Origin of the sequence: Bacillus sp. NPDC057893 (assembly GCF_042796455.1) — a bacterium.
In the GTDB taxonomy this organism is placed as follows: Bacteria; Bacillota; Bacilli; order Bacillales; family Bacillaceae_G; genus Bacillus_A.
Genome location: NZ_JBHVNG010000002.1, coordinates 487,902 through 505,995 on the forward strand (window position 1 = coordinate 487,902; position 18,094 = coordinate 505,995).

An 18,094-nucleotide genomic window follows, 5' to 3' on the forward strand; every position below is an offset into this window, starting at 1 on the left:
TAACTGATTATACTGGAAGTAAATACACAATATTATTTCGATTACATAATAAAAATATATCGAAAGGATGTTGTAGATGGGATTACCAATGTATGACGATGTTCATTTGCCATTATTGGCATTAGTTGATACGTACGCTATTAAGAGTTTGAAAGAGGCAGTAGAAGTATTGTCACATTTTTTCGGTTTAACTGATGAAGAACTGAATGAAAGAGTTAAATCTGGTGGAAAGAAATTCTACTCACAAGTGAGTTTTTCTATGAAGCGATTAATTGAAGCGGGGCTAGTTTTTAGAGGTATAAAGCCATTTAGAACAACTGATTATGCAAGAAAATTATTAGCGAAAAAATCGAAGAAGATTACAAATCATGATATTAATGAATTGATTAAGAGGAAGCAAACTTTAAAGGCTCAAAGAGAGAAAGAGTTAGAACAACAGCTGATTTTTAAAAGATATGAAAAATATCTCCAGAAATTAAAAAAAGTCCACCATACTTACTTTGAAGAAATTTGCGGATTAGTTCTATCTAGAATGTATAATGTAGATTCTTTACAATGCGTAGAAATTACCTCCCCAGGTAATGACGGAGGTATTGATGGTATCATTCATTTGGGAAAAGATAAAAATTCTAAAATTTACTTTGAGTCTAAACGTTACGATGGTGGGAGTGTTGGTAGAAAATTAGTGCAGCAATTCTCGGGTGCATTAGATCCTTATTTAGATTTATATAAGGGTGTAAAAGGTTACTATATTACCACAGGGAAATTTGCTCGTAAGGCTAATGATTATGTAGAAAAAATAAAAAGATGCAAAGATATAATATTGATAGATGGGTATAAGCTTGTTGAGCTCATTTTTAAATACAAACTTGAAAATGAAATAAAAATGGATTGAGCAATGGCTATTCTATGCGGTTGTTTTTCTTTGTTCTTATGAAATAGAAATTTTACCATATAACGCTCATTGTATTTATTGATTAATGAGCGTTATTTTTTTGATTTCTTTCCTTACACTGAAAATAAACACAATATAATAGTATTATGAAAGGTAGGTGAAAATACGATTTTATTTTTCACATTCTCTTATAATTTTTAAATTACATTGCTCATTAAAACCACGTATCGTTCATTTGGTACGTGGCTTCTTGCTGTATATACATATCTTTTCACGGACAGCAAACGGCAATTATTTATAAAAGTATTAATAGAAATTCAAAATCTATACCGTTTCGTGTCCGTCATCATTCAACCAAGCATAAAACAATTGATTCATGGGATTTTTATATTTACGTGTTCCATTACGGAATGATATGTGATTGATTATGTTGTTAATTGCTCCACGGATATATGCTTTTAAATTGCTGATGTTATTTTTATTTTTGATTTCATCAATGACCTTGAAGAACATCTTTTTAGTGATTCCATTTTCACGTGCATATACATATTCCTCATGAATAATAGCGTTTTGTATAACGTTTTCTTTGTTAACAATATTATTATCTATAACTTTATTAGGATTAGAAATATATACTTCGGAATGATTATAGAAATTACTAGTAGGAGATTCAGCAATGTCGTGTGAATCCGTGTCATTGTTGACTTGCTCCGTTTGTACACCGTTTGTTGTCCGTTTGACATTTTTGTTTCCCAAATGTGAATTTTCTTCACATTTTAATTGTAAATTTTCTTTACGATTGGACTGTGAATTTTTTTCACACTTGGACTCTAACTGTAAATTTTCTTTACAGTCGGTTTGTGGAATTAACGTAAACATCAGTGAAGCGAATTGCTCCGTTACATTGCGATTTTGTTCAATTTGAATTAAATCAGCACATTTGTCCTTAATCTTCTTGAGGTTGCGTGAAATTGTAGAAGCTGTAACATCACATTTAACCGCCAATGTTGAATTTTTTTGTGACACCACGAATGAGCCCTTTGCGTACGCTTGTTGGGAAATTGCCTCGATAATAGTAAACAACGTCGATCCATTTTTAACGTTCAGTCGTTCAAGCAAACGTTTCTGAATGTGGTTGATTTCGCTCTTAATACACATGAGTATTCTCCTTTTCATGGAGAAGAAACTTTGCTACAATTAAATAAGCAAGTCCTTCTCGGATTTGTGCTGAACCGTTTAATCCCAAACTTTGGTCGGTGGGGGAGTAGACGGTTTTATTTTTATTTTCTTCTATTATTTCGTTTACGATTGATTACATTTTCACTTCCGAAAAATCCATGAGTAGCATGTTTTTCTTGAACGGTAGTATCCGCTAAATGACTGTATATGAGCACTGTTCGTAAGTCAGCATGTCCAAGGATTTTCCTTAACGATTCAACGTCACCAGAAGATGATAAATAATGGGTGGCGGCTGAATGACGTATCAAATGTAAATAGAAGCGTTTTTTTATTTTGGCTTCGATGGCGTATTTTCGCATATCACGTAACACATTGTTTTTACTTAGCATACGACCGCTCAATGATAGAAAAATTAAATCATCAACATCATCTTCAAACGCTTCATTTTCTTCGAGCAATTGTATAAGTAAACGATATGTTTTATTTGATAATGGTACAGTACGAGTTTTGCGTGATTTGGCATTATTGGATTGAATAATTACCGCTCGATTTGTATGGTCAATATCTGATGGCGATAATAACAATGCTTCGGTGATACGAAACATGCCATCAACGAGAAGATGTAACAATACATAATCACGAAAGTGCTTGAAACTCTTATTAGAATACGCTTTTGCCACCTTTAATAAGTTGTTCAATTCATCAACTGAGAGAATATCAATTTGTGTGTTATCTTTACGAAATCCCTCGAATTTATTGAATGGATTTTTATTGATGATTTCTTGTCGCAAACACCAATTGATGAATGTTTTCAAACGTTTGATTCTACTGGAAATCGTTTCATCCGCTAATCCAACAGTTTGAGCACTTTCAGGTACATAAGCATGACCATCAAAGCGTACATATTCATTTTTTAACCAGTAAACCCAGTCGGAAATGAAGTTTGTTGTAATGTCGGTCATATAAAATGTATGAGCATTTTGTGTTTCGTGAAATGCCTTAATGCTATTAAACATAAGAAGGAATTGATTCAACGATTTGGGGCGTAAATTCTGTTTTACTTTACTATCAACAAATCTTTCGAATACACGTTCAACAGAATTTTCTTTTGAAATTTTGCTAGTTTTTCGTTTGTGGGGTTGTCGTTTTTTTACGATTTCTTTTTCAGTGAAGTATGTTAAAGACATAAAAAAACCTCCTTCAGTCTCATTTAGAGTTAAAGGAGGAATTTCGATCAAAACTTGAGCGGTACTCACCAATAGTTTTGGTCAAAATATGAAATTATCAACAGTTGATACAAAAGGATATGACCCCGGAGAGGTTCGAACTCACGACCTCCACCCTGTCAAGGTGGCGCTCTCCCTGCTGAGCTACGGGATCTTCAAAAATGCTTATGTAATAACATCTTTAATCATTATGCTAAAGCAATTATATATAATTAACTGAAATTTTACAATATTTTTATAGTGATCTTTTAAAGGGAAAGTATTTGGAATCACGCTAGTAGTGTATTCGGGAATATATATAAGAAGAGACTTTAATAGCAATCGGGTTTTGAATAAAGCGGCTATGTTATGACTTCCGATACCAATCCAAAGGCCCCTCATCACTCAAATCAACAAGAAAAGGGAATAAGAAGTGTAAAGGTAAGCTTATAAGTTCTGGCATGGCATTCAATGTTTTCTTTGATATATATTGTCTTCCAAGACAATACGGACAATCTTTTTCAAATGTCACGAGTATTGACCATACATCTTTTATTTTCCACTTCGTTTTACAATACGTACAACGCGCCATGGAGTTCCTCCTCATTTTAAGGTGTTTTCTAATATATTCCATTCGATCGTGCTAAAGTCAAGTGTATTTGGTGTGATAGAATGTAAGTTGGTTTGTTTTTTTATATGGATGTATTCCGTCATTTATGACTAAATGAATGTAGTGTGAGGGTTATATAATAAGAGATTTTCATTTTTAATATGCAAATTGGCCAATATATCCTTTTTACAATTTTCAAGAAATCATGTATAAAAGAAGTACAAGATATTTATAAATATTCAGGAGTAGAGGGAGAATAACTGTAATGGTAAGAAAAACGTTCAAGATGCGTGTGTCTAAAAATAGAACGATTTCGATTGATGGTTCGATTCTTGATGTGGATGTGACGCATGATGAGTTTTTGCAAGAGTTCGTTGAGTGGGTCGATTCTAAAGGTTGGTCATTTATGGGTATGACGGATGAGATTACAGCTGAGGAAGCTGGGCAAAAGTTAATAGATTCGTTGATTGATGAGAAGGATAAGAAAGAGTAATTCCTTCTTATTTTTTATTGTATATTTATGTTCCTCATCGTAAAAGTGTGATATAGTAAAAAATAGTGAATGTTCTTCCAATTTAATACAAATCACATATAGATTGGTAGAGTTATTTTATAGAATGTGAAAGTAAAGTGAAAAGGGAGAGTCATATGGTAAATTTTAAGAAAATTTCGGCTTTTATTATGGTTATTTGTTTATTTTTTTTGACACCTATGACGTTATATGCTGAGACGAATGTTGGAGTGAATCCGGAGCAAGTGGCACCACCACCTAAGGAAGGGCCGAATGTTTTTAGTCAGTTTGCAGCTACGATTGATGCGAAAACAGGGGATGTGTTGTATGACAAAAATGCACATCATCGTGCGTTTCCGGCTAGTATAACGAAAGTGTTAACGGCAATTTTACTTATGGAGCATACGAAGCCAGAGGATCAATTTACATTTTCTCAATTAGCATTAGATCAAGAGAAGAGTAATTATCAAATTGAGTTTCAACCTGGTGAGACTATTAATAGAAATACTGCACTTATGATTTTAATGGTGCTGAGTGCGAATGATGTGTCGTATGCGATTGCGGAGCGTATTGGAGGAAGTGTTGAAAATTTCGCTAATATGATGAATGAAAAGGCGAAGCAATTAGGGGCTAAAGATAGCCATTTTGTAACGCCAAATGGATTGCATGATCCAAATCATTATACGACGCCATATGATATGGCCATGATTACGAGAGGTGTGCAAAAGTATCCTGAAATTTTACAAGCGATGAATACGAAAAGAACGATGGTTACGACATCTACGCAAACAGTTTCTATTTTTAATAAGTCTACTTATTTTGAAAATCCATATAGCATTGGTGGTAAGACAGGATTTACGAATGAAGCGCGCAATACGCTCGTTTTATTAAATGAGAAGGATGGGAATCGTATTATAAATGTAGTAATGGCTTCTCAAAGACCTGAAATTTATGAAGATTTGAAGCAGATGGCGGAATATTCTTTTGGGCAATTTACGAAGCAAACTGTACTAGATAAACATAGTTGGCATCAAAAGACAACGTATTTAAATAAAGATGTTGATTCTGAGCTCGAAAAAAGTGCTGAGCTTATGCTAAAGAAAGATGAAGGGAAAAATATAAAAACGGCTTTTCGGGTTAATTCAGTGGATAAAGAAGCTTTGTACCAAAAAGGAATTCATCGCGGTGAAGTAGTTGGTGCGGTAGATATTATAAAAAATAATCAAACGATTGCGACTATAAATGTTCTTTCAAAAGAAGATGTTACTTTTGCGATGCCTAAAAAAGATAACGTAGCACCTGAAGTAAAGGAGTCCAATGTGAAAGTGATCAGTGTTGGAATAGGTGCGATTGTATTATTTGGAGCCATTTTATATGTAGTGCTGCGCCGAAATAAACAAGGAATGAAATCAGAAGAGAAATAAATTGTTAGTATGGAGACTGTGACGAGATTTTGTCACGGTCTTTTTTGCATGTATTTTAAAAGTGATTTAACTAATAATTGTAAATGTTCTTATTGCATTTCTGTATTGTTCGTTATATTATTTAGTTGTGTTCTTGTTAAAGAACGAAAGTGGATATTACATACTTCAAATAATATAAAACAACGGAGAGGGAGAGAGACGATGAAATTAGTTTGGAAGATTATTAGCAACGTTATCTCATTTGTTTTATTTGCAGTAATGGTTTGTTTAGCTTTTGTAGTTATTTCTTCAAAAGCGAGTGGCGGGGATCCAACTGTGATGGGATATCAATTTAAATCAGTGTTATCAGGATCGATGGAACCGACATTTTTAACAGGATCAATCATTGCAATAGAGCCAACTAAAGATGGCTCTAAATATAAAAAAGGCGATGTTATTACGTTTAAAGAGAAAAATGACAAAATTATCACTCACCGTATTATCGGTGTGAAAGATACAAATGGAAAAGTAATGTATGAAACAAAAGGGGATAACAACAACGGACCAGATTTAGCACCAGTACTTGCAGAGAATGTAATCGGAAAGTATGCAGATATTACAGTTCCATACGTTGGTTATGGACTGAATTATGCGAGTTCAAAAGCGGGAGCAGCATTACTTCTTATTATTCCAGGAGTCTTTTTACTTGGTTATTCCGCGATTTCTATTTTTGGCGCTATTCGTAGCATCGACGGAGAAAAGAAAGATAAAAAAGTAGAACAATCCGTATAGTTAGTTTGGTTATATCTTCCTATTAGGAAGTTGACAAATATATATTATGGGGGATTTGGACATGACTTTAAAGAAAAAATTAGGAATGGGTATCGCATCAGCAGTACTAGGAGCAGCATTAGTTGGTGGAGGAACATTTGCATTCTTTAGCGATAAAGAAGTGTCAAACAATACATTTGCGGCTGGTACACTTGATTTAGCGGCAAACCCATCGACAGTTGTTGATGTATCGAATTTAAAGCCTGGCGATACAATTAAAAGAGATTTTAAACTAGAAAATAAAGGCTCTTTAGACATTAAAAAAGTTTTACTAAAAACAGATTACAAAGTAAGCGATGCGAAGGGCGACAATAAAGATGATTTTGGTAAACATATTAAAGTAACATTCTTAAAGAATGTAGATAAGCATGAAACAATTGTAAAAGAAACAACGCTAGATAAATTGAAGGGTGACACACTTACAGCGGTAGACAATGATTTATCTGCTTGGTTCTGGGATGAAAAAGGTATTTCTGCAGGTAAGTCAGATAAATTTACAGTGAAATTCGAGTTTGTTGATAATAAAAAAGACCAAAATGAATTCCAAGGCGATAAACTAAATTTAACTTGGACGTTTGATGCACAACAAACAGATGGTACAGAAAGATAATATAATATAAAAGGGGCTATCACCTTGATAGCCCCTTTTACAGTTAAATAGCGTGGATTGGAATGTATTTTCTAGGATATGGCTATCATTTTGTACAGGTCTTTATTATAATGAAAGTAACGTTCTGTATAAAGAACACATTGTTCGATGGGAGAGATTAAGATGCTGAAAACACCTCGCAAATTAAAAAGGATGCTTATATTGCCGTGTATGTGCTCTATTACGTTTTATTTAGGCTCTCAAGTGATGACGTATACAGAAGCTTCATTTATTCACGAAACGAAAGTAGAAGCCACTCTTTCTACAGCGATTATATTTCCGAAAACAGTTGATACGTTAAAAGAGCAAGCTGAGCAACATAAACAGCTTATTGGACATGAGTATGGAGAAATGAAAGCGAAATTGAAAGTTACTTCTATTGAAGAAATAGAACAAGCAATTGTTGTATGGCAGCAAGGACGTGAGAAAATTACTTCTGAGAAGGAAGCTTTACAAAATGTATATACTGCAATAGAAACTCCTTATAATCAAATACAAGAAGAATTAAAGGGAAATAAAGATGAGTCGATTCAGCAAGTAGCTTTATATGTGAATGAAGGCTTTCGCAGTATAAAAGAGAAGCGCGATTATATTGAGAAAGAAGTTAGCTTGCAAGCTATTGATGAACAGATCCAGGCTCTCCAGCAACAATTAAATGTTGCAATTGAAGCGGAAGGGCAAAAGAAAGTAGAAGAACAGAAGAAAGTAGAAGAACAGAAGAAAGTAGAAGAACAGAAGAAAGCAGAAGAACAGAAAGCAGAAGAACAAAAGAAAGTAGAAGAACAGAAGAAGATAGAAGAACAGAAGAAAGCAGAAGAACAGAAGAAGATAGAAGAACAGAAGAAAGTAGAAGAACAGAAGAAAGTAGAAGAACAGAAGAAGATAGAAGAACAAAAGAAAGCAGAAGAGAAAAAGAAGGTAGAAGAACAGAAACAAACAGAAACAGCTAAGTAGCCTGAGCAAGTGATTTAATGAGAATGCTACTTCAACTAACCAATAATATTGTGGCTAGCACGACTTAGAGATCGTCATGAAAGAGAATAATGTATATAAGTGTGAGGGAGTATTTATCCTCGCACTTATTGTCTTGCTCTCGTGTGCTTCTAATAGAAAATGTGTTGGAACGAGCTGAAAAAAACTGAAAAATCAAAACAATATTGAGAAATAAAAATAATTGAAAATACTAAAAAAATATTGTTGTATTTATATAGGTTTGTTCGTTATAATGAACTTAAGGTTTTTAGAAAAGAACAAATATTAGCTAAGCTAATATAGTTTTAGTTACACCTCTTATTTTGAAATAAGAGATAAAAATACAAAAAACAGCTAGGGGGAATTGATTGTGAGTCTGAAAAAGAAATTAGGTATGGGAGTTGCATCAGCAGCATTGGGGTTATCTTTAATTGGTGGAGGAACATTTGCATTCTTTAGTGATAAAGAAGTATCGAACAATACATTTGCAGCTGGGACGTTAGATCTTACATTAAACCCTAAAACGCTTGTAGATATTAAAGATTTAAAACCAGGGGATTCTGTTAAGAAAGAGTTCTTATTAAAGAACGAAGGTACGTTAGCGATTAAAGACGTTAAATTAGCGACAAAGTATACTGTTAAAGATGCAAAAGGTGATAATGCTGGTGAAGATTTTGGTAAGCACATTAAAGTGAAATTCCTTTGGAACTGGGATAAACAAAGTGAGCCTGTATATGAAACAACTTTAGCAGATTTACAAAATGTGGATCCAGATGTTTTAGCTAAAGACATCTTTGCTCCAGAGTGGGCAGAGAACGGTGGTCTAGCACCAAATTCAGAAGACTATCTATGGGTACAATTTGTATTCGAAGATGATGGTAAAGATCAAAACAAATTCCAAGGCGATTCATTGAACTTAGAATGGACATTCAACGCAAGCCAAACAGATGGCGAAGAAAAATAATAAAGCAAAAAGCGGGGATTCCCCCGCTTTTTTTTATAAAGAAAAAAAGAAGTGCCCGTTTTAAGCACTCTTTCATATGTATTATTGTTGATTTTTCTTCCATTGTGTAAATTCAAGAAATTCACGAAACTGTTCTTTTGAGACACCGGAGCTCATCGCATCTTTAACGAGTTGTGTCCATTCGGAGTCTAGATGACTTTCTGTTGTTGTTTCATCGTGAAGTAACGTATCAACTGGAATTTGTAGAACAGCTGAAATTTTTTCGAGAAACTGAATGGAAGGGTTTTTTTGTAAATTCCGTTCTATAGAACTAATGTAAGATTTAGCTACACCAGCTTTTTCGGCGAGTTCTGTTAGTGAAATGCCCTTTTGTAAACGAAGGCGTTTTATACGTTCTCCTATCATATTTGCGCACCTTTCTATCAATATGTAGTCGTCTTATGATGTGATTATTATAACATAAACTTCGTTAAAAAGAACGAGGCTATTGAGCCTGGCTCGTATGCTTCATATGTTGGAAAAAGTGTTCAATATCTTGCAGGGCAATGCCAGCATCTAGAGCCTCAAGTATTAAATCAATCCATTCTTGATCTAGTGAGTCAGCCTTATCTTTGTACAAATGTAATTCCTCCCTAATTATTGGTCATAATTGCTGCTACATAGTAGACGATAATTAATCGAATTTTATATTTTATGTATCAAATTATCGAATGTTGTGTAGATGAAACAAAGATAAAATCCCCATTAAATTCCCTCTATGGAAATTATAAGGTTTCAGTCGAAACTTTTCAATATTTTCAGAAAACATTGTTGAATTGTGATATATTCGTATACTAACTATGAAATTTTTACAAATATATTAAAAAAATTACATAATGTGACTAAATATTGAAAAAATATTGAATATTTAATAAAATAAAATATGTAATACATATTTTATATTAGGGGAGGAAATAAGGGATGATAAAGAAACCATTTAAAGTGTTATCAACAATTGCTTTGACAGCTGCTTTAGGCCTTTCGTTTGGCGCTGGAAGCCAGTCTGCGTATGCAGAAACGCCTGGGGATAAAACAGCTACAAGCCCAGTTGATGATCATTTAATCCCAGAAGAGAGATTAGCAAATGCGCTAAAAGAACGTGGGGTAATTGATTCGTCGGCTTCAGAGACAGAAACAAAGAAAGCTGTCGAAAAGTATGTAGAGAAGAAAAAGGGTGAAAATCCTGGAAAAGAAGCGACAAATGGGGACCAACTTACGAAAGATGCATCTGACTTTTTAAAGAAAGTGAAAGATGCGAAAGCAGAAACGAAAGAAAAATCAGAGCAACCAGCAAACGGGACTGCAGCAGGAACAGGTCCAGTTAAAGGGGGCTTAAATGGTAAAGTACCAACTTCACCAGCAAAACAAAAAGGATATAACGGTGAAGTGCGTAAAGACAAAGTACTCGTTTTACTTGTAGAGTATGCTGATTTCAAACATAACAATATTGATAAAGAGCCTGGCTATATGTATTCGAACGATTTTAATAAAGAGCACTATGAAAAAATGTTATTCGGTAATGAGCCGTTTACATTGGATGATGGAAGCAAAATTGAAACGTTTAAACAATACTATGAAGAGCAATCTGGTGGTAGCTACACAGTAGATGGAACGGTTACAAAATGGTTAACAGTTCCTGGTAAAGCTGCTGATTACGGTGCAGATGCTGCTACAGGTCATGATAATAAAGGGCCAAAAGGACCACGTGATCTAGTAAAAGATGCATTAAAAGCAGCTGTAGATAGCGGTCTTGATTTATCACAGTTTGATCAGTTCGATCAATACGATGTAAATGGTGATGGAAATCAAAATCAACCGGACGGTTTAATCGATCACTTAATGATTATTCATGCGGGTGTTGGACAAGAAGCAGGCGGTGGTAAATTAGGTGATGATGCAATTTGGTCACATCGCTGGACAGTTGGACCAAAACCATTCCCGATTGAAGGTACACAAGCGAAAGTTCCATATTGGGGCGGAAATATGGCAGCATTCGACTACACAATTGAACCAGAAGATGGCGCGGTTGGTGTATTCGCACATGAATATGGCCATGATTTAGGTCTTCCGGATGAGTATGATACACAATATAGCGGTCAGGGTGAACCGGTTGAAGCTTGGTCTATTATGAGTGGCGGCAGCTGGGCTGGTAAAATCGCTGGAACAACGCCAACAAGTTTTTCACCGCAAAATAAAGAGTTTTTCCAAAAAACAATCGGTGGTAACTGGGCGAACATCGTAGAAGTAGATTACGAGAAATTAAATAAAGGTATCGGTCTTGCAACATATTTAGACCAAAGTGTTACGAAGTCAGATCGTCCAGGTCTGATTCGTGTTAACTTACCAGATAAAGATGTAAAAGGAATTCAGCCTGCATTTGGTAAACAGTATTACTACAGCACAAAAGGTGACGATCTTCATACAAAGATGGAAACACCTCTGTTCGATTTAACAAAAGCAACGACTGCGAAATTTGATTTCAAATCATTGTATGAAATCGAAGCAGAGTACGATTTCCTTGAAGTACACGCTGTAACAGAAGATGGTCAACAAACGTTAATTGAAAGAATTGGTGAGAAAGCAAATAGTGGAAATGCAGCTACGACAAATGGAAAATGGATTGATAAATCATATGATTTAAGTCAGTTCAAAGGTAAGAAAGTGAAATTAACATTTGATTACATTACTGATGGTGGTTTAGCGTTAAACGGATTCGCTCTTGATAATGCGTCATTAACAGTAGACGGTAAAGTTGCATTCTCTGATGATGCAGAAGGTACACCACAATTTAAATTAAATGGTTTTGTTGTATCTAATGGAACGGAGAAGAAAAAACATAACTACTATGTAGAGTGGAGAAACTATGCTGGTGCAGATAAAGCATTGAAATTTGCGCGTGGTCCAGAATATAACACTGGTATGGTGGTATGGTATGCGGATTCAGCTTACACAGATAACTGGGTGGGTGTACATCCAGGACACGGTTTCCTTGGTGTAGTTGATTCTCACCCAGAAGCAATTGTAGGAACTTTAAATGGTAAACCAACAGTTAAGAGTAGTACACGATTCCAAATCGCTGATGCGGCGTTCTCATTCGATAAAACGCCAGCTTGGAAAGTTGTATCTCCAACGCGTGGAACGTTTACGTACAATGGTTTAGCGGGCGTACCGAAGTTTGATGATTCTAAAGCGTATATTAATCAGCAGATTCCAGATGCAGGACGTATTTTACCGAATCTTGGCCTGAAGTTTGAAGTAGTAGGACAAGCTGATGATAATTCTGCAGGTGCTGTTCGTTTATATCGTTAATACAGTAAAACTACCGAAAGATTTTCTTTCGGTAGTTTTTTTGTGAGCAATGAATTTTATATAAAGGGAAAAGTTATATATAATGTAACTTTAAGAATAGAAATTTGTTACATATGAAGTCTATATAAATAATGAAAGAATTGGATAAAAATAGTGGGAGAAGGTGAGCGAATGAGTATTTCCTCTATTGTAAATAAACAAAAGGAATATTTTTATAAAGGACATACGAGAAGTGTAGAGACGAGAAAGAATAATTTGCAGAAGCTTTATGAAGGGATTCAGCGTTTTGAAGGTGAGATTTTTCAAGCGTTGAAATTAGATTTGAATAAATCAGTTCACGAATCATTTACAACAGAAATTGGATATGTACTAAAAGAGATTTCTTTTCAAATGAAGCATATTTCATCTTGGAGTAAACCAAAGCGTGTTCGCACAGCTCTTACTCATTTTGGATCGAAGGGGAAAGTAGTGCCAGAACCGTATGGTGTGACGCTTATTATCGCACCGTGGAACTATCCGTTTCAATTAGCAATTGCACCACTCGTAGGAGCATTGGCAGCTGGCAATACAGTCGTTTTAAAGCCGTCAGAGTTAACGCCAAACGTTTCAAAAGTGCTTACGAGAATGTTAGGTGAATTATTCCCAGAAGAGCTTGTATCGGTAGTGGAAGGCGGTGTTGAGGAAAGCACTGCACTTTTAAAGGAACCGTTTGACTATATTTTCTTTACAGGTAGTGTTGGTGTCGGAAAAGTTGTGATGGAAGCAGCGGCGAAAAAATTAACGCCTCTTACGTTAGAGCTTGGCGGGAAAAGCCCATGTATTGTACATAAAGATGCAAAGCTAGATGTAACCGCAAGACGTATCGTTTGGGGCAAGTTTTTGAATGCTGGGCAGACGTGTGTAGCGCCTGATTATATGTACGTTCATTCTTCAGTGAAAGAGCAGTTAATCGAGGCATTAAGACATGAAATCGCAGAGCAATATGGAAAAGATGCTTTGCAAAATGACAATTATGTGCGAATTGTAAGTGAGCGTCATTTTGAACGTTTATGTACATTTTTACAAGACGGTAAACCTGTGATTGGCGGGAATTATACGAAAGAAACATTACACATCGAGCCTACAGTGTTAACGAATGTTACATGGCAAAGTGCTGTTATGGAAGATGAAATTTTTGGGCCGATTTTACCAATTATAGAATATGACAAAATAGAAGAGGTAATTGAAACGATTCAGCACCATCCAAAGCCGTTAGCACTATATGTATTTTCTGAAGATAGAAAAGTGCAAAAGAAAGTGACGAGTAATATTTCATATGGCGGAGGATGTATAAATGATGTCGTATATCATCTTGCAACGCCATATTTACCTTTTGGGGGCGTTGGAAGCAGTGGGTTAGGCAGCTATCATGGTGAACAAAGTTTTCGGACTTTTTCCCATTATAAAAGCATTTTGTCCCAATCTACAGCATTCGATATGAAAATTCGTTACTCTTCTACAAAAAGTGCTTTAAAATTCATACGAAAGTTGTTAAAATGATGATGGTGTTTATCAGTAGGCGTAGCCGTATGATAAAAACCCCTTCGCAACTGAAGGGGTTTTTCTGTTCGACATATGTATTATGCGAAAATGAATCAAACATACTACATAAAGAATAGAAGAGAACGCTGCTAAACAACCATTTTTGTTTGGATCGAAACAAAAAATAGTCTATAGAACATAAATATTTATTCATGAATATAAAAATTAAAATTTAAGGTAGATAGGACGGGAAAATGAAAAAGATTATTAAAGTTGAAGCAGTAGAAAAACATTTTGGAAATCAAGTGATTATCCCCCCTCTTTCTTTAGATATTAAAGAAGGAGAATTTTTAACAATTTTAGGACCGAGTGGTTGCGGGAAAACGACTTTACTTCGTATGATCGCAGGATTTGAAACGCCAACTAAAGGGAATCTTTTATTAGATGATGAAAAGATTAACGATTTGCCGCCATACAAGCGTCATATGAATTTAGTGTTCCAACATTACGCACTATTCCCACATATGAATGTTGAAAAAAATATTTGTTTCGGTATGAAAATGCAAAAAGTATCAGCAACAAAGCAGAAAGAACGTGCGGAAGAGGCAATGCGTTTAACGCAGTTACTGGAGTTCCGTAATCGTAAACCTACGAAGCTTTCTGGTGGACAGCAACAGCGTGTAGCGATTGCCAGGGCAATTGTAAACAACCCACGTGTATTACTATTAGATGAGCCACTTGGAGCGCTTGACTTTAAGTTAAGAAAAGATTTGCAACGTGAATTGAAAAACTTACAACGTAATTTAGGAATTACGTTCATATATGTAACGCACGATCAAGAAGAAGCGATGAGTATGAGTGATCGCATTGTCGTTATGAATAAAGGGCATATCGAACAAGTAGGCACGCCTAAAGAAATTTACAATAAGCCGAAAACATTGTTTGTTGCGACGTTCATCGGTGAAAATAATATCGTAAAAAATGGGGAAAACTACGTAGCAGTTCGCCCTGAAAATGTAAAAGTTCGCTCGGTTGAAGAGCCAATTTTAAAAGAATACCACCTTGGGCATATTGAAGATATTGAATTTGTTGGAAATATGGAAAAGCTATATGTACGTGAGGAGAAAACAGCGGAATTACTAATGGCATACCAAACTGCTGAAGAAGCAACGCAGTGGAGCATTGGGGATAATGTATATGTAGGCTGGGGGCAAGAGGACGAGGTGACCTTAAATTGAAGAAAGGGAAATTACTCGCATTACCTACAGTCGTATGGCTGTTACTCTTCTTCCTAATTCCACTTCTGTTCGTATTAGCATTTGCCTTCATGCAGCGCGGAGCATACGGGACAGTGGAGATGAAATTTACATTAGATAACATAGCGCGTGTGTTTGATCCATTATATATGGGGACGTTATGGGAAACAGTGAAGATAGCTGTTATTACTACAGTACTATGTTTATTAATCGGTTATCCATTTGCCTATACAATTACAATTGTTGATCGTAAATATCGTTCTATCCTTCTATTATTAGCAACGATTCCGTTCTGGATTAACTTTCTTGTTCGTTCATACGCATGGATTGTTATTTTACGTTCACAAGGACTTGTAAACACATTGCTATTGAAATTAGGTATTATTAGTGAACCTTTAAATCTGTTGTATAATACACCTTCTGTAATACTCGGAATGGTATATTCTTTATTACCATTTATGATTTTACCAGTGTATGCAGCAATTGAGCAGCTTGATAAGCGTAAGCTAGAGGCAGCTTATGATTTAGGAGCAACACCAGTAAAGGCATTTTGGAATGTAACAGTACCGATGACGATGTCAGGGATTACAACTGGTTCTATTTTAGTATTCGTTTCTTCTATCGGAATGTTTGTTGTATCAGACGTTATGGGTGGATCGAAAGTAGCATTAATCGGAAACGTAATTCAAAACCAATTCTTAGGTTCACGTGACTGGCCGTTTGGTTCCGCGTTATCTATGATTGTTGTTCTATTCTCTGTTCTGTTAATTTACTTATATTATCGTGCAACGAAAGTATATAAATATGATGGAAACGGAGGGGAATAGGCAAAAATGAAGAAGTTTTTAGTTTCTTATTCTTGGTTAATCTTATTGTTTTTGTATTTTCCAATGATGGTTTTAATGGTATATTCCTTCAATGATTCTCGCATTAATGCGGAATGGGAGGGCTTTACACTCCATTGGTATACAGATTTATTTCAAAAACAAGATGTTATTGATGCGTTTGTAAATAGTATTACGATTGCCCTTATAACGACAATTGTGACGACAGTTCTTGGTGTGATTTTTGCTATTGCATTACACCGTTACAAATATCGTTTTGAAGGGGCCATTAACGGCCTTGTATATTTACCAATTTTAATTCCTGATATTTTAATGGGATTATCTTTACTTATCCTATTTAGTCAATTAGGTATGGAACTTGGAAAAACAACAATTATTATTGCACACATTACATTCAGTATTTCATTTGTTGTTGTTATTTTAGCGGCACGTCTTTCTGGTATGGGACGTGATTTAGAAGAGGCTGCAAACGATTTAGGAGCAACGCCGTGGCAAACGTTTCGTTATGTAACGTTTCCAGCAATTGCACCAGGAGTTATTTCAGCCGCATTATTAACATTCACATTATCGATTGATGATTTTGTAATTAGTTTCTTCGTATCAGGACCAGGATCAACAACATTGCCATTATACATTTATAGTATGGTTAAGCGCGGAGTATCCCCTGAAATTAATGCTCTATCTACAATATTAATTGTTGTAATTGTAGGATTAATGGTGCTATCGGAAATCTTCCGTAATAAAGGTGCAGACGGTGAAGAAAACTCTGGAGGACACCTTCCTTTATAATACGAATGATATAGAAAGAACGAGGAGGTAAAAAATCAATGAAATTGATGAAGACATTAGCTGGCGCAGCTATTAGCTTCGGCCTTGTTGCAGGTGTACTTGCGGGCTGTGGTGAGAAGAAAGAAGAATTAAATATTTATAGTTGGGCTGACAACTTTGATGAGCAAGTTTTAAAAGATTTTGAAAAGAAATATAACGTGAAAGTTAACTATGATAAATATGCAAGTAACGAAGAAATGCTTGCGAAATTACAAGCTGGTGGCGCGACATATGATTTAATTCAGCCATCTGATTACATGGTGAAAACGATGGCGAAGATGGACTTATTAGCACCTTTAGATAAGAAGAACATTCCGAACATCGAGAATCTTGTTTCTAACTTTAAAACACCTGCGTTTGATCCAGAAAATAAGTATTCTCTAGTATATACTTGGGGTGTAACAGGCATTGCATACAATAAAAAGTATGTGAAAGAAGTACCTACAAGCTGGGCGGATTTATGGAACGATAAATATAAAGGACATGTTACTTTATTAAATGATTCTCGTGAAGTATTAGGAATGGGACTTAAGAAAAACGGTTTCTCTAATAGCACGAAAGAGGATGCACAGTTAAAGACAGCGTCAAATGATTTACAGAAGCTACTTCCAAACTTATTAGCATTCGATACAGATAACATTAAACAAAAATTCATTACAGAAGATGCTTGGATCGGGACAGTTTGGTCTGGAGATGCAGCATTCATCGCGAAAGACAATAAAGATGTAGGATACGTTGTACCAAAAGAAGGCGGCACAATTTGGGCTGACACGTTAGCGATTCCAAAAGGTGCGAAACATAAAGAACTTGCAGAGAAGTTTATGAATTACTTATTAGATGAAAAAGTAAGTGTGAAAAACTACGAGTCAATTGGTTACAGTAATCCAAATGAAAAAGCTTATCCTCTTCATAGTAAAGAATATCGTGATAATCACATGATCTTCTTAACGAAAGAAGAATTAGATCGTACAGAATGGCTTGTTGATGTAGACGATAAGTTAAAAGACTACGATCGCTACTGGACAGAGCTGAAAACAAAAGGTAAATAAGTAAGAAAATGCGGTTTCTAAAGTAGAA

18 protein-coding genes and 1 tRNA gene are annotated in these 18,094 nt (G+C 35.2%); 13 read left to right on the top strand and 6 right to left on the bottom strand.

Features of this window, described 5'->3' with window-relative positions:
• Positions 1–76 precede the first annotated feature (76 nt).
• Positions 77–895, top strand: coding sequence for a restriction endonuclease (locus ACFVQC_RS11140; RefSeq protein ID WP_377898374.1), 819 nt, complete (start codon positions 77–79; stop codon positions 893–895).
• 324 nt (positions 896–1,219) lie between these two features.
• Here ACFVQC_RS11140 and ACFVQC_RS11145 read toward each other — a convergent pair whose 3' ends face one another.
• From ACFVQC_RS11145 to ACFVQC_RS11160, 4 genes are all read right to left on the bottom strand, one after another.
• Positions 1,220–2,053: a hypothetical protein gene (locus tag ACFVQC_RS11145; protein WP_000334965.1), complete on the bottom strand. Its 834-nt coding sequence runs from the start codon at positions 2,051–2,053 to the stop codon at positions 1,220–1,222.
• Between the two features lie 122 nt (positions 2,054–2,175).
• On the bottom strand, positions 2,176–3,261 hold the full coding sequence (locus ACFVQC_RS11150) for a tyrosine-type recombinase/integrase (RefSeq protein WP_377898375.1): 1,086 nt from the start codon (positions 3,259–3,261) through the stop codon (positions 2,176–2,178).
• Positions 3,262–3,381: 120 nt separating this feature from the next.
• Positions 3,382–3,454, bottom strand: a tRNA-Val gene (locus ACFVQC_RS11155).
• A gap of 192 nt (positions 3,455–3,646) precedes the next feature.
• Positions 3,647–3,871, bottom strand: coding sequence for a hypothetical protein (locus tag ACFVQC_RS11160; RefSeq protein ID WP_377898376.1), 225 nt, complete (start codon positions 3,869–3,871; stop codon positions 3,647–3,649).
• Positions 3,872–4,154: 283 nt separating this feature from the next.
• Between ACFVQC_RS11160 and ACFVQC_RS11165 the strand changes: the two genes are divergently transcribed.
• The 6 genes from ACFVQC_RS11165 (at position 4,155) to calY (ending at position 9,219) form a co-directional block, all read left to right on the top strand.
• Positions 4,155–4,382 (top strand): hypothetical protein, encoded by a 228-nt coding sequence (locus ACFVQC_RS11165; RefSeq protein WP_199672448.1) that lies wholly within the window; start codon positions 4,155–4,157, stop codon positions 4,380–4,382.
• Between the two features lie 155 nt (positions 4,383–4,537).
• Positions 4,538–5,824 carry a D-alanyl-D-alanine carboxypeptidase family protein gene (locus ACFVQC_RS11170; RefSeq protein WP_377898377.1) on the top strand — a complete coding sequence of 429 codons (1,287 nt, stop codon included), beginning with the start codon at positions 4,538–4,540 and terminating at the stop codon, positions 5,822–5,824.
• Positions 5,825–6,025: 201 nt separating this feature from the next.
• On the top strand, positions 6,026–6,595 hold the full coding sequence (gene sipW, locus ACFVQC_RS11175; RefSeq protein WP_377890671.1) for a signal peptidase I SipW: 570 nt from the start codon (positions 6,026–6,028) through the stop codon (positions 6,593–6,595).
• Positions 6,596–6,656: 61 nt separating this feature from the next.
• A complete protein-coding gene (locus ACFVQC_RS11180) occupies positions 6,657–7,244 on the top strand; it encodes a CalY family protein (RefSeq protein ID WP_002064335.1) in 588 nt (195 codons plus the stop codon).
• 162 nt (positions 7,245–7,406) lie between these two features.
• Complete coding sequence (locus tag ACFVQC_RS11185) at positions 7,407–8,237, top strand: DUF4047 domain-containing protein (RefSeq protein ID WP_377898378.1); 831 nt, start codon at positions 7,407–7,409, stop codon at positions 8,235–8,237.
• 388 nt (positions 8,238–8,625) lie between these two features.
• Complete coding sequence (gene calY / locus ACFVQC_RS11190) at positions 8,626–9,219, top strand: biofilm matrix protein CalY (RefSeq protein WP_377898379.1); 594 nt, start codon at positions 8,626–8,628, stop codon at positions 9,217–9,219.
• Positions 9,220–9,300: 81 nt separating this feature from the next.
• Here the strand turns inward: calY and ACFVQC_RS11195 are convergent, their stop codons facing one another.
• Together ACFVQC_RS11195 and ACFVQC_RS11200 are read right to left on the bottom strand one after the other, a co-directional pair.
• Positions 9,301–9,624 (bottom strand): helix-turn-helix domain-containing protein, encoded by a 324-nt coding sequence (locus ACFVQC_RS11195; RefSeq protein WP_002064339.1) that lies wholly within the window; start codon positions 9,622–9,624, stop codon positions 9,301–9,303.
• A 79-nt stretch (positions 9,625–9,703) separates the two neighbouring features.
• Positions 9,704–9,838, bottom strand: a complete 135-nt coding sequence (locus ACFVQC_RS11200) for an anti-repressor SinI family protein (protein WP_113937743.1) — start codon at positions 9,836–9,838, stop codon at positions 9,704–9,706.
• A 341-nt stretch (positions 9,839–10,179) separates the two neighbouring features.
• On the opposite strand from ACFVQC_RS11200, the gene inhA1 reads away from it, so the two are divergent.
• From inhA1 to ACFVQC_RS11230, 6 genes are all read left to right on the top strand, one after another.
• Entirely contained in the window at positions 10,180–12,567 is a 2,388-nt protein-coding gene (inhA1, locus tag ACFVQC_RS11205) for a M6 family metalloprotease immune inhibitor InhA1 (protein WP_377898380.1), read from the top strand.
• Positions 12,568–12,720: 153 nt separating this feature from the next.
• Positions 12,721–14,106, top strand: a complete 1,386-nt coding sequence (locus ACFVQC_RS11210) for an aldehyde dehydrogenase (protein WP_377898381.1) — start codon at positions 12,721–12,723, stop codon at positions 14,104–14,106.
• Positions 14,107–14,342: 236 nt separating this feature from the next.
• Complete coding sequence (gene potA, locus ACFVQC_RS11215) at positions 14,343–15,326, top strand: spermidine/putrescine ABC transporter ATP-binding protein PotA (protein WP_377898382.1); 984 nt, start codon at positions 14,343–14,345, stop codon at positions 15,324–15,326.
• Positions 15,323–16,171, top strand: a complete 849-nt coding sequence (gene potB / locus ACFVQC_RS11220; RefSeq protein ID WP_002126118.1) for a spermidine/putrescine ABC transporter permease PotB — start codon at positions 15,323–15,325, stop codon at positions 16,169–16,171. Before potA ends, potB begins: the two co-directional genes overlap by 4 nt.
• A gap of 6 nt (positions 16,172–16,177) precedes the next feature.
• A complete protein-coding gene (gene potC, locus ACFVQC_RS11225) occupies positions 16,178–16,978 on the top strand; it encodes a spermidine/putrescine ABC transporter permease PotC (RefSeq protein WP_002149696.1) in 801 nt (266 codons plus the stop codon).
• Positions 16,979–17,016: 38 nt separating this feature from the next.
• Complete coding sequence (locus ACFVQC_RS11230; RefSeq protein WP_002149695.1) at positions 17,017–18,066, top strand: polyamine ABC transporter substrate-binding protein; 1,050 nt, start codon at positions 17,017–17,019, stop codon at positions 18,064–18,066.
• Positions 18,067–18,094 lie beyond the last annotated feature (28 nt).

Excerpts from the sequence above, each read along its gene's own strand:
- ACFVQC_RS11195 (WP_002064339.1), bottom strand. The coding sequence starts at position 9,624 with ATGATAGGAGAACGTATAAAACGCCTTCGTTTACAAAAGGGCATTTCA.
- ACFVQC_RS11145 (WP_000334965.1), bottom strand. The coding sequence starts at position 2,053 with ATGTGTATTAAGAGCGAAATCAACCACATTCAGAAACGTTTGCTTGAA.
- ACFVQC_RS11140 (WP_377898374.1), top strand. The coding sequence starts at position 77 with ATGGGATTACCAATGTATGACGATGTTCATTTGCCATTATTGGCATTA.
- potC (WP_002149696.1), top strand. The coding sequence starts at position 16,178 with ATGAAGAAGTTTTTAGTTTCTTATTCTTGGTTAATCTTATTGTTTTTG.
- ACFVQC_RS11160 (WP_377898376.1), bottom strand. The coding sequence starts at position 3,871 with ATGGCGCGTTGTACGTATTGTAAAACGAAGTGGAAAATAAAAGATGTA.
- ACFVQC_RS11180 (WP_002064335.1), top strand. The coding sequence starts at position 6,657 with ATGACTTTAAAGAAAAAATTAGGAATGGGTATCGCATCAGCAGTACTA.
- ACFVQC_RS11150 (WP_377898375.1), bottom strand. The coding sequence starts at position 3,261 with ATGTCTTTAACATACTTCACTGAAAAAGAAATCGTAAAAAAACGACAA.
- ACFVQC_RS11165 (WP_199672448.1), top strand. The coding sequence starts at position 4,155 with ATGGTAAGAAAAACGTTCAAGATGCGTGTGTCTAAAAATAGAACGATT.
- ACFVQC_RS11185 (WP_377898378.1), top strand. The coding sequence starts at position 7,407 with ATGCTGAAAACACCTCGCAAATTAAAAAGGATGCTTATATTGCCGTGT.
- potA (WP_377898382.1), top strand. The coding sequence starts at position 14,343 with ATGAAAAAGATTATTAAAGTTGAAGCAGTAGAAAAACATTTTGGAAAT.
- inhA1 (WP_377898380.1), top strand. The coding sequence starts at position 10,180 with ATGATAAAGAAACCATTTAAAGTGTTATCAACAATTGCTTTGACAGCT.
- sipW (WP_377890671.1), top strand. The coding sequence starts at position 6,026 with ATGAAATTAGTTTGGAAGATTATTAGCAACGTTATCTCATTTGTTTTA.
- ACFVQC_RS11170 (WP_377898377.1), top strand. The coding sequence starts at position 4,538 with ATGGTAAATTTTAAGAAAATTTCGGCTTTTATTATGGTTATTTGTTTA.
- ACFVQC_RS11230 (WP_002149695.1), top strand. The coding sequence starts at position 17,017 with ATGAAATTGATGAAGACATTAGCTGGCGCAGCTATTAGCTTCGGCCTT.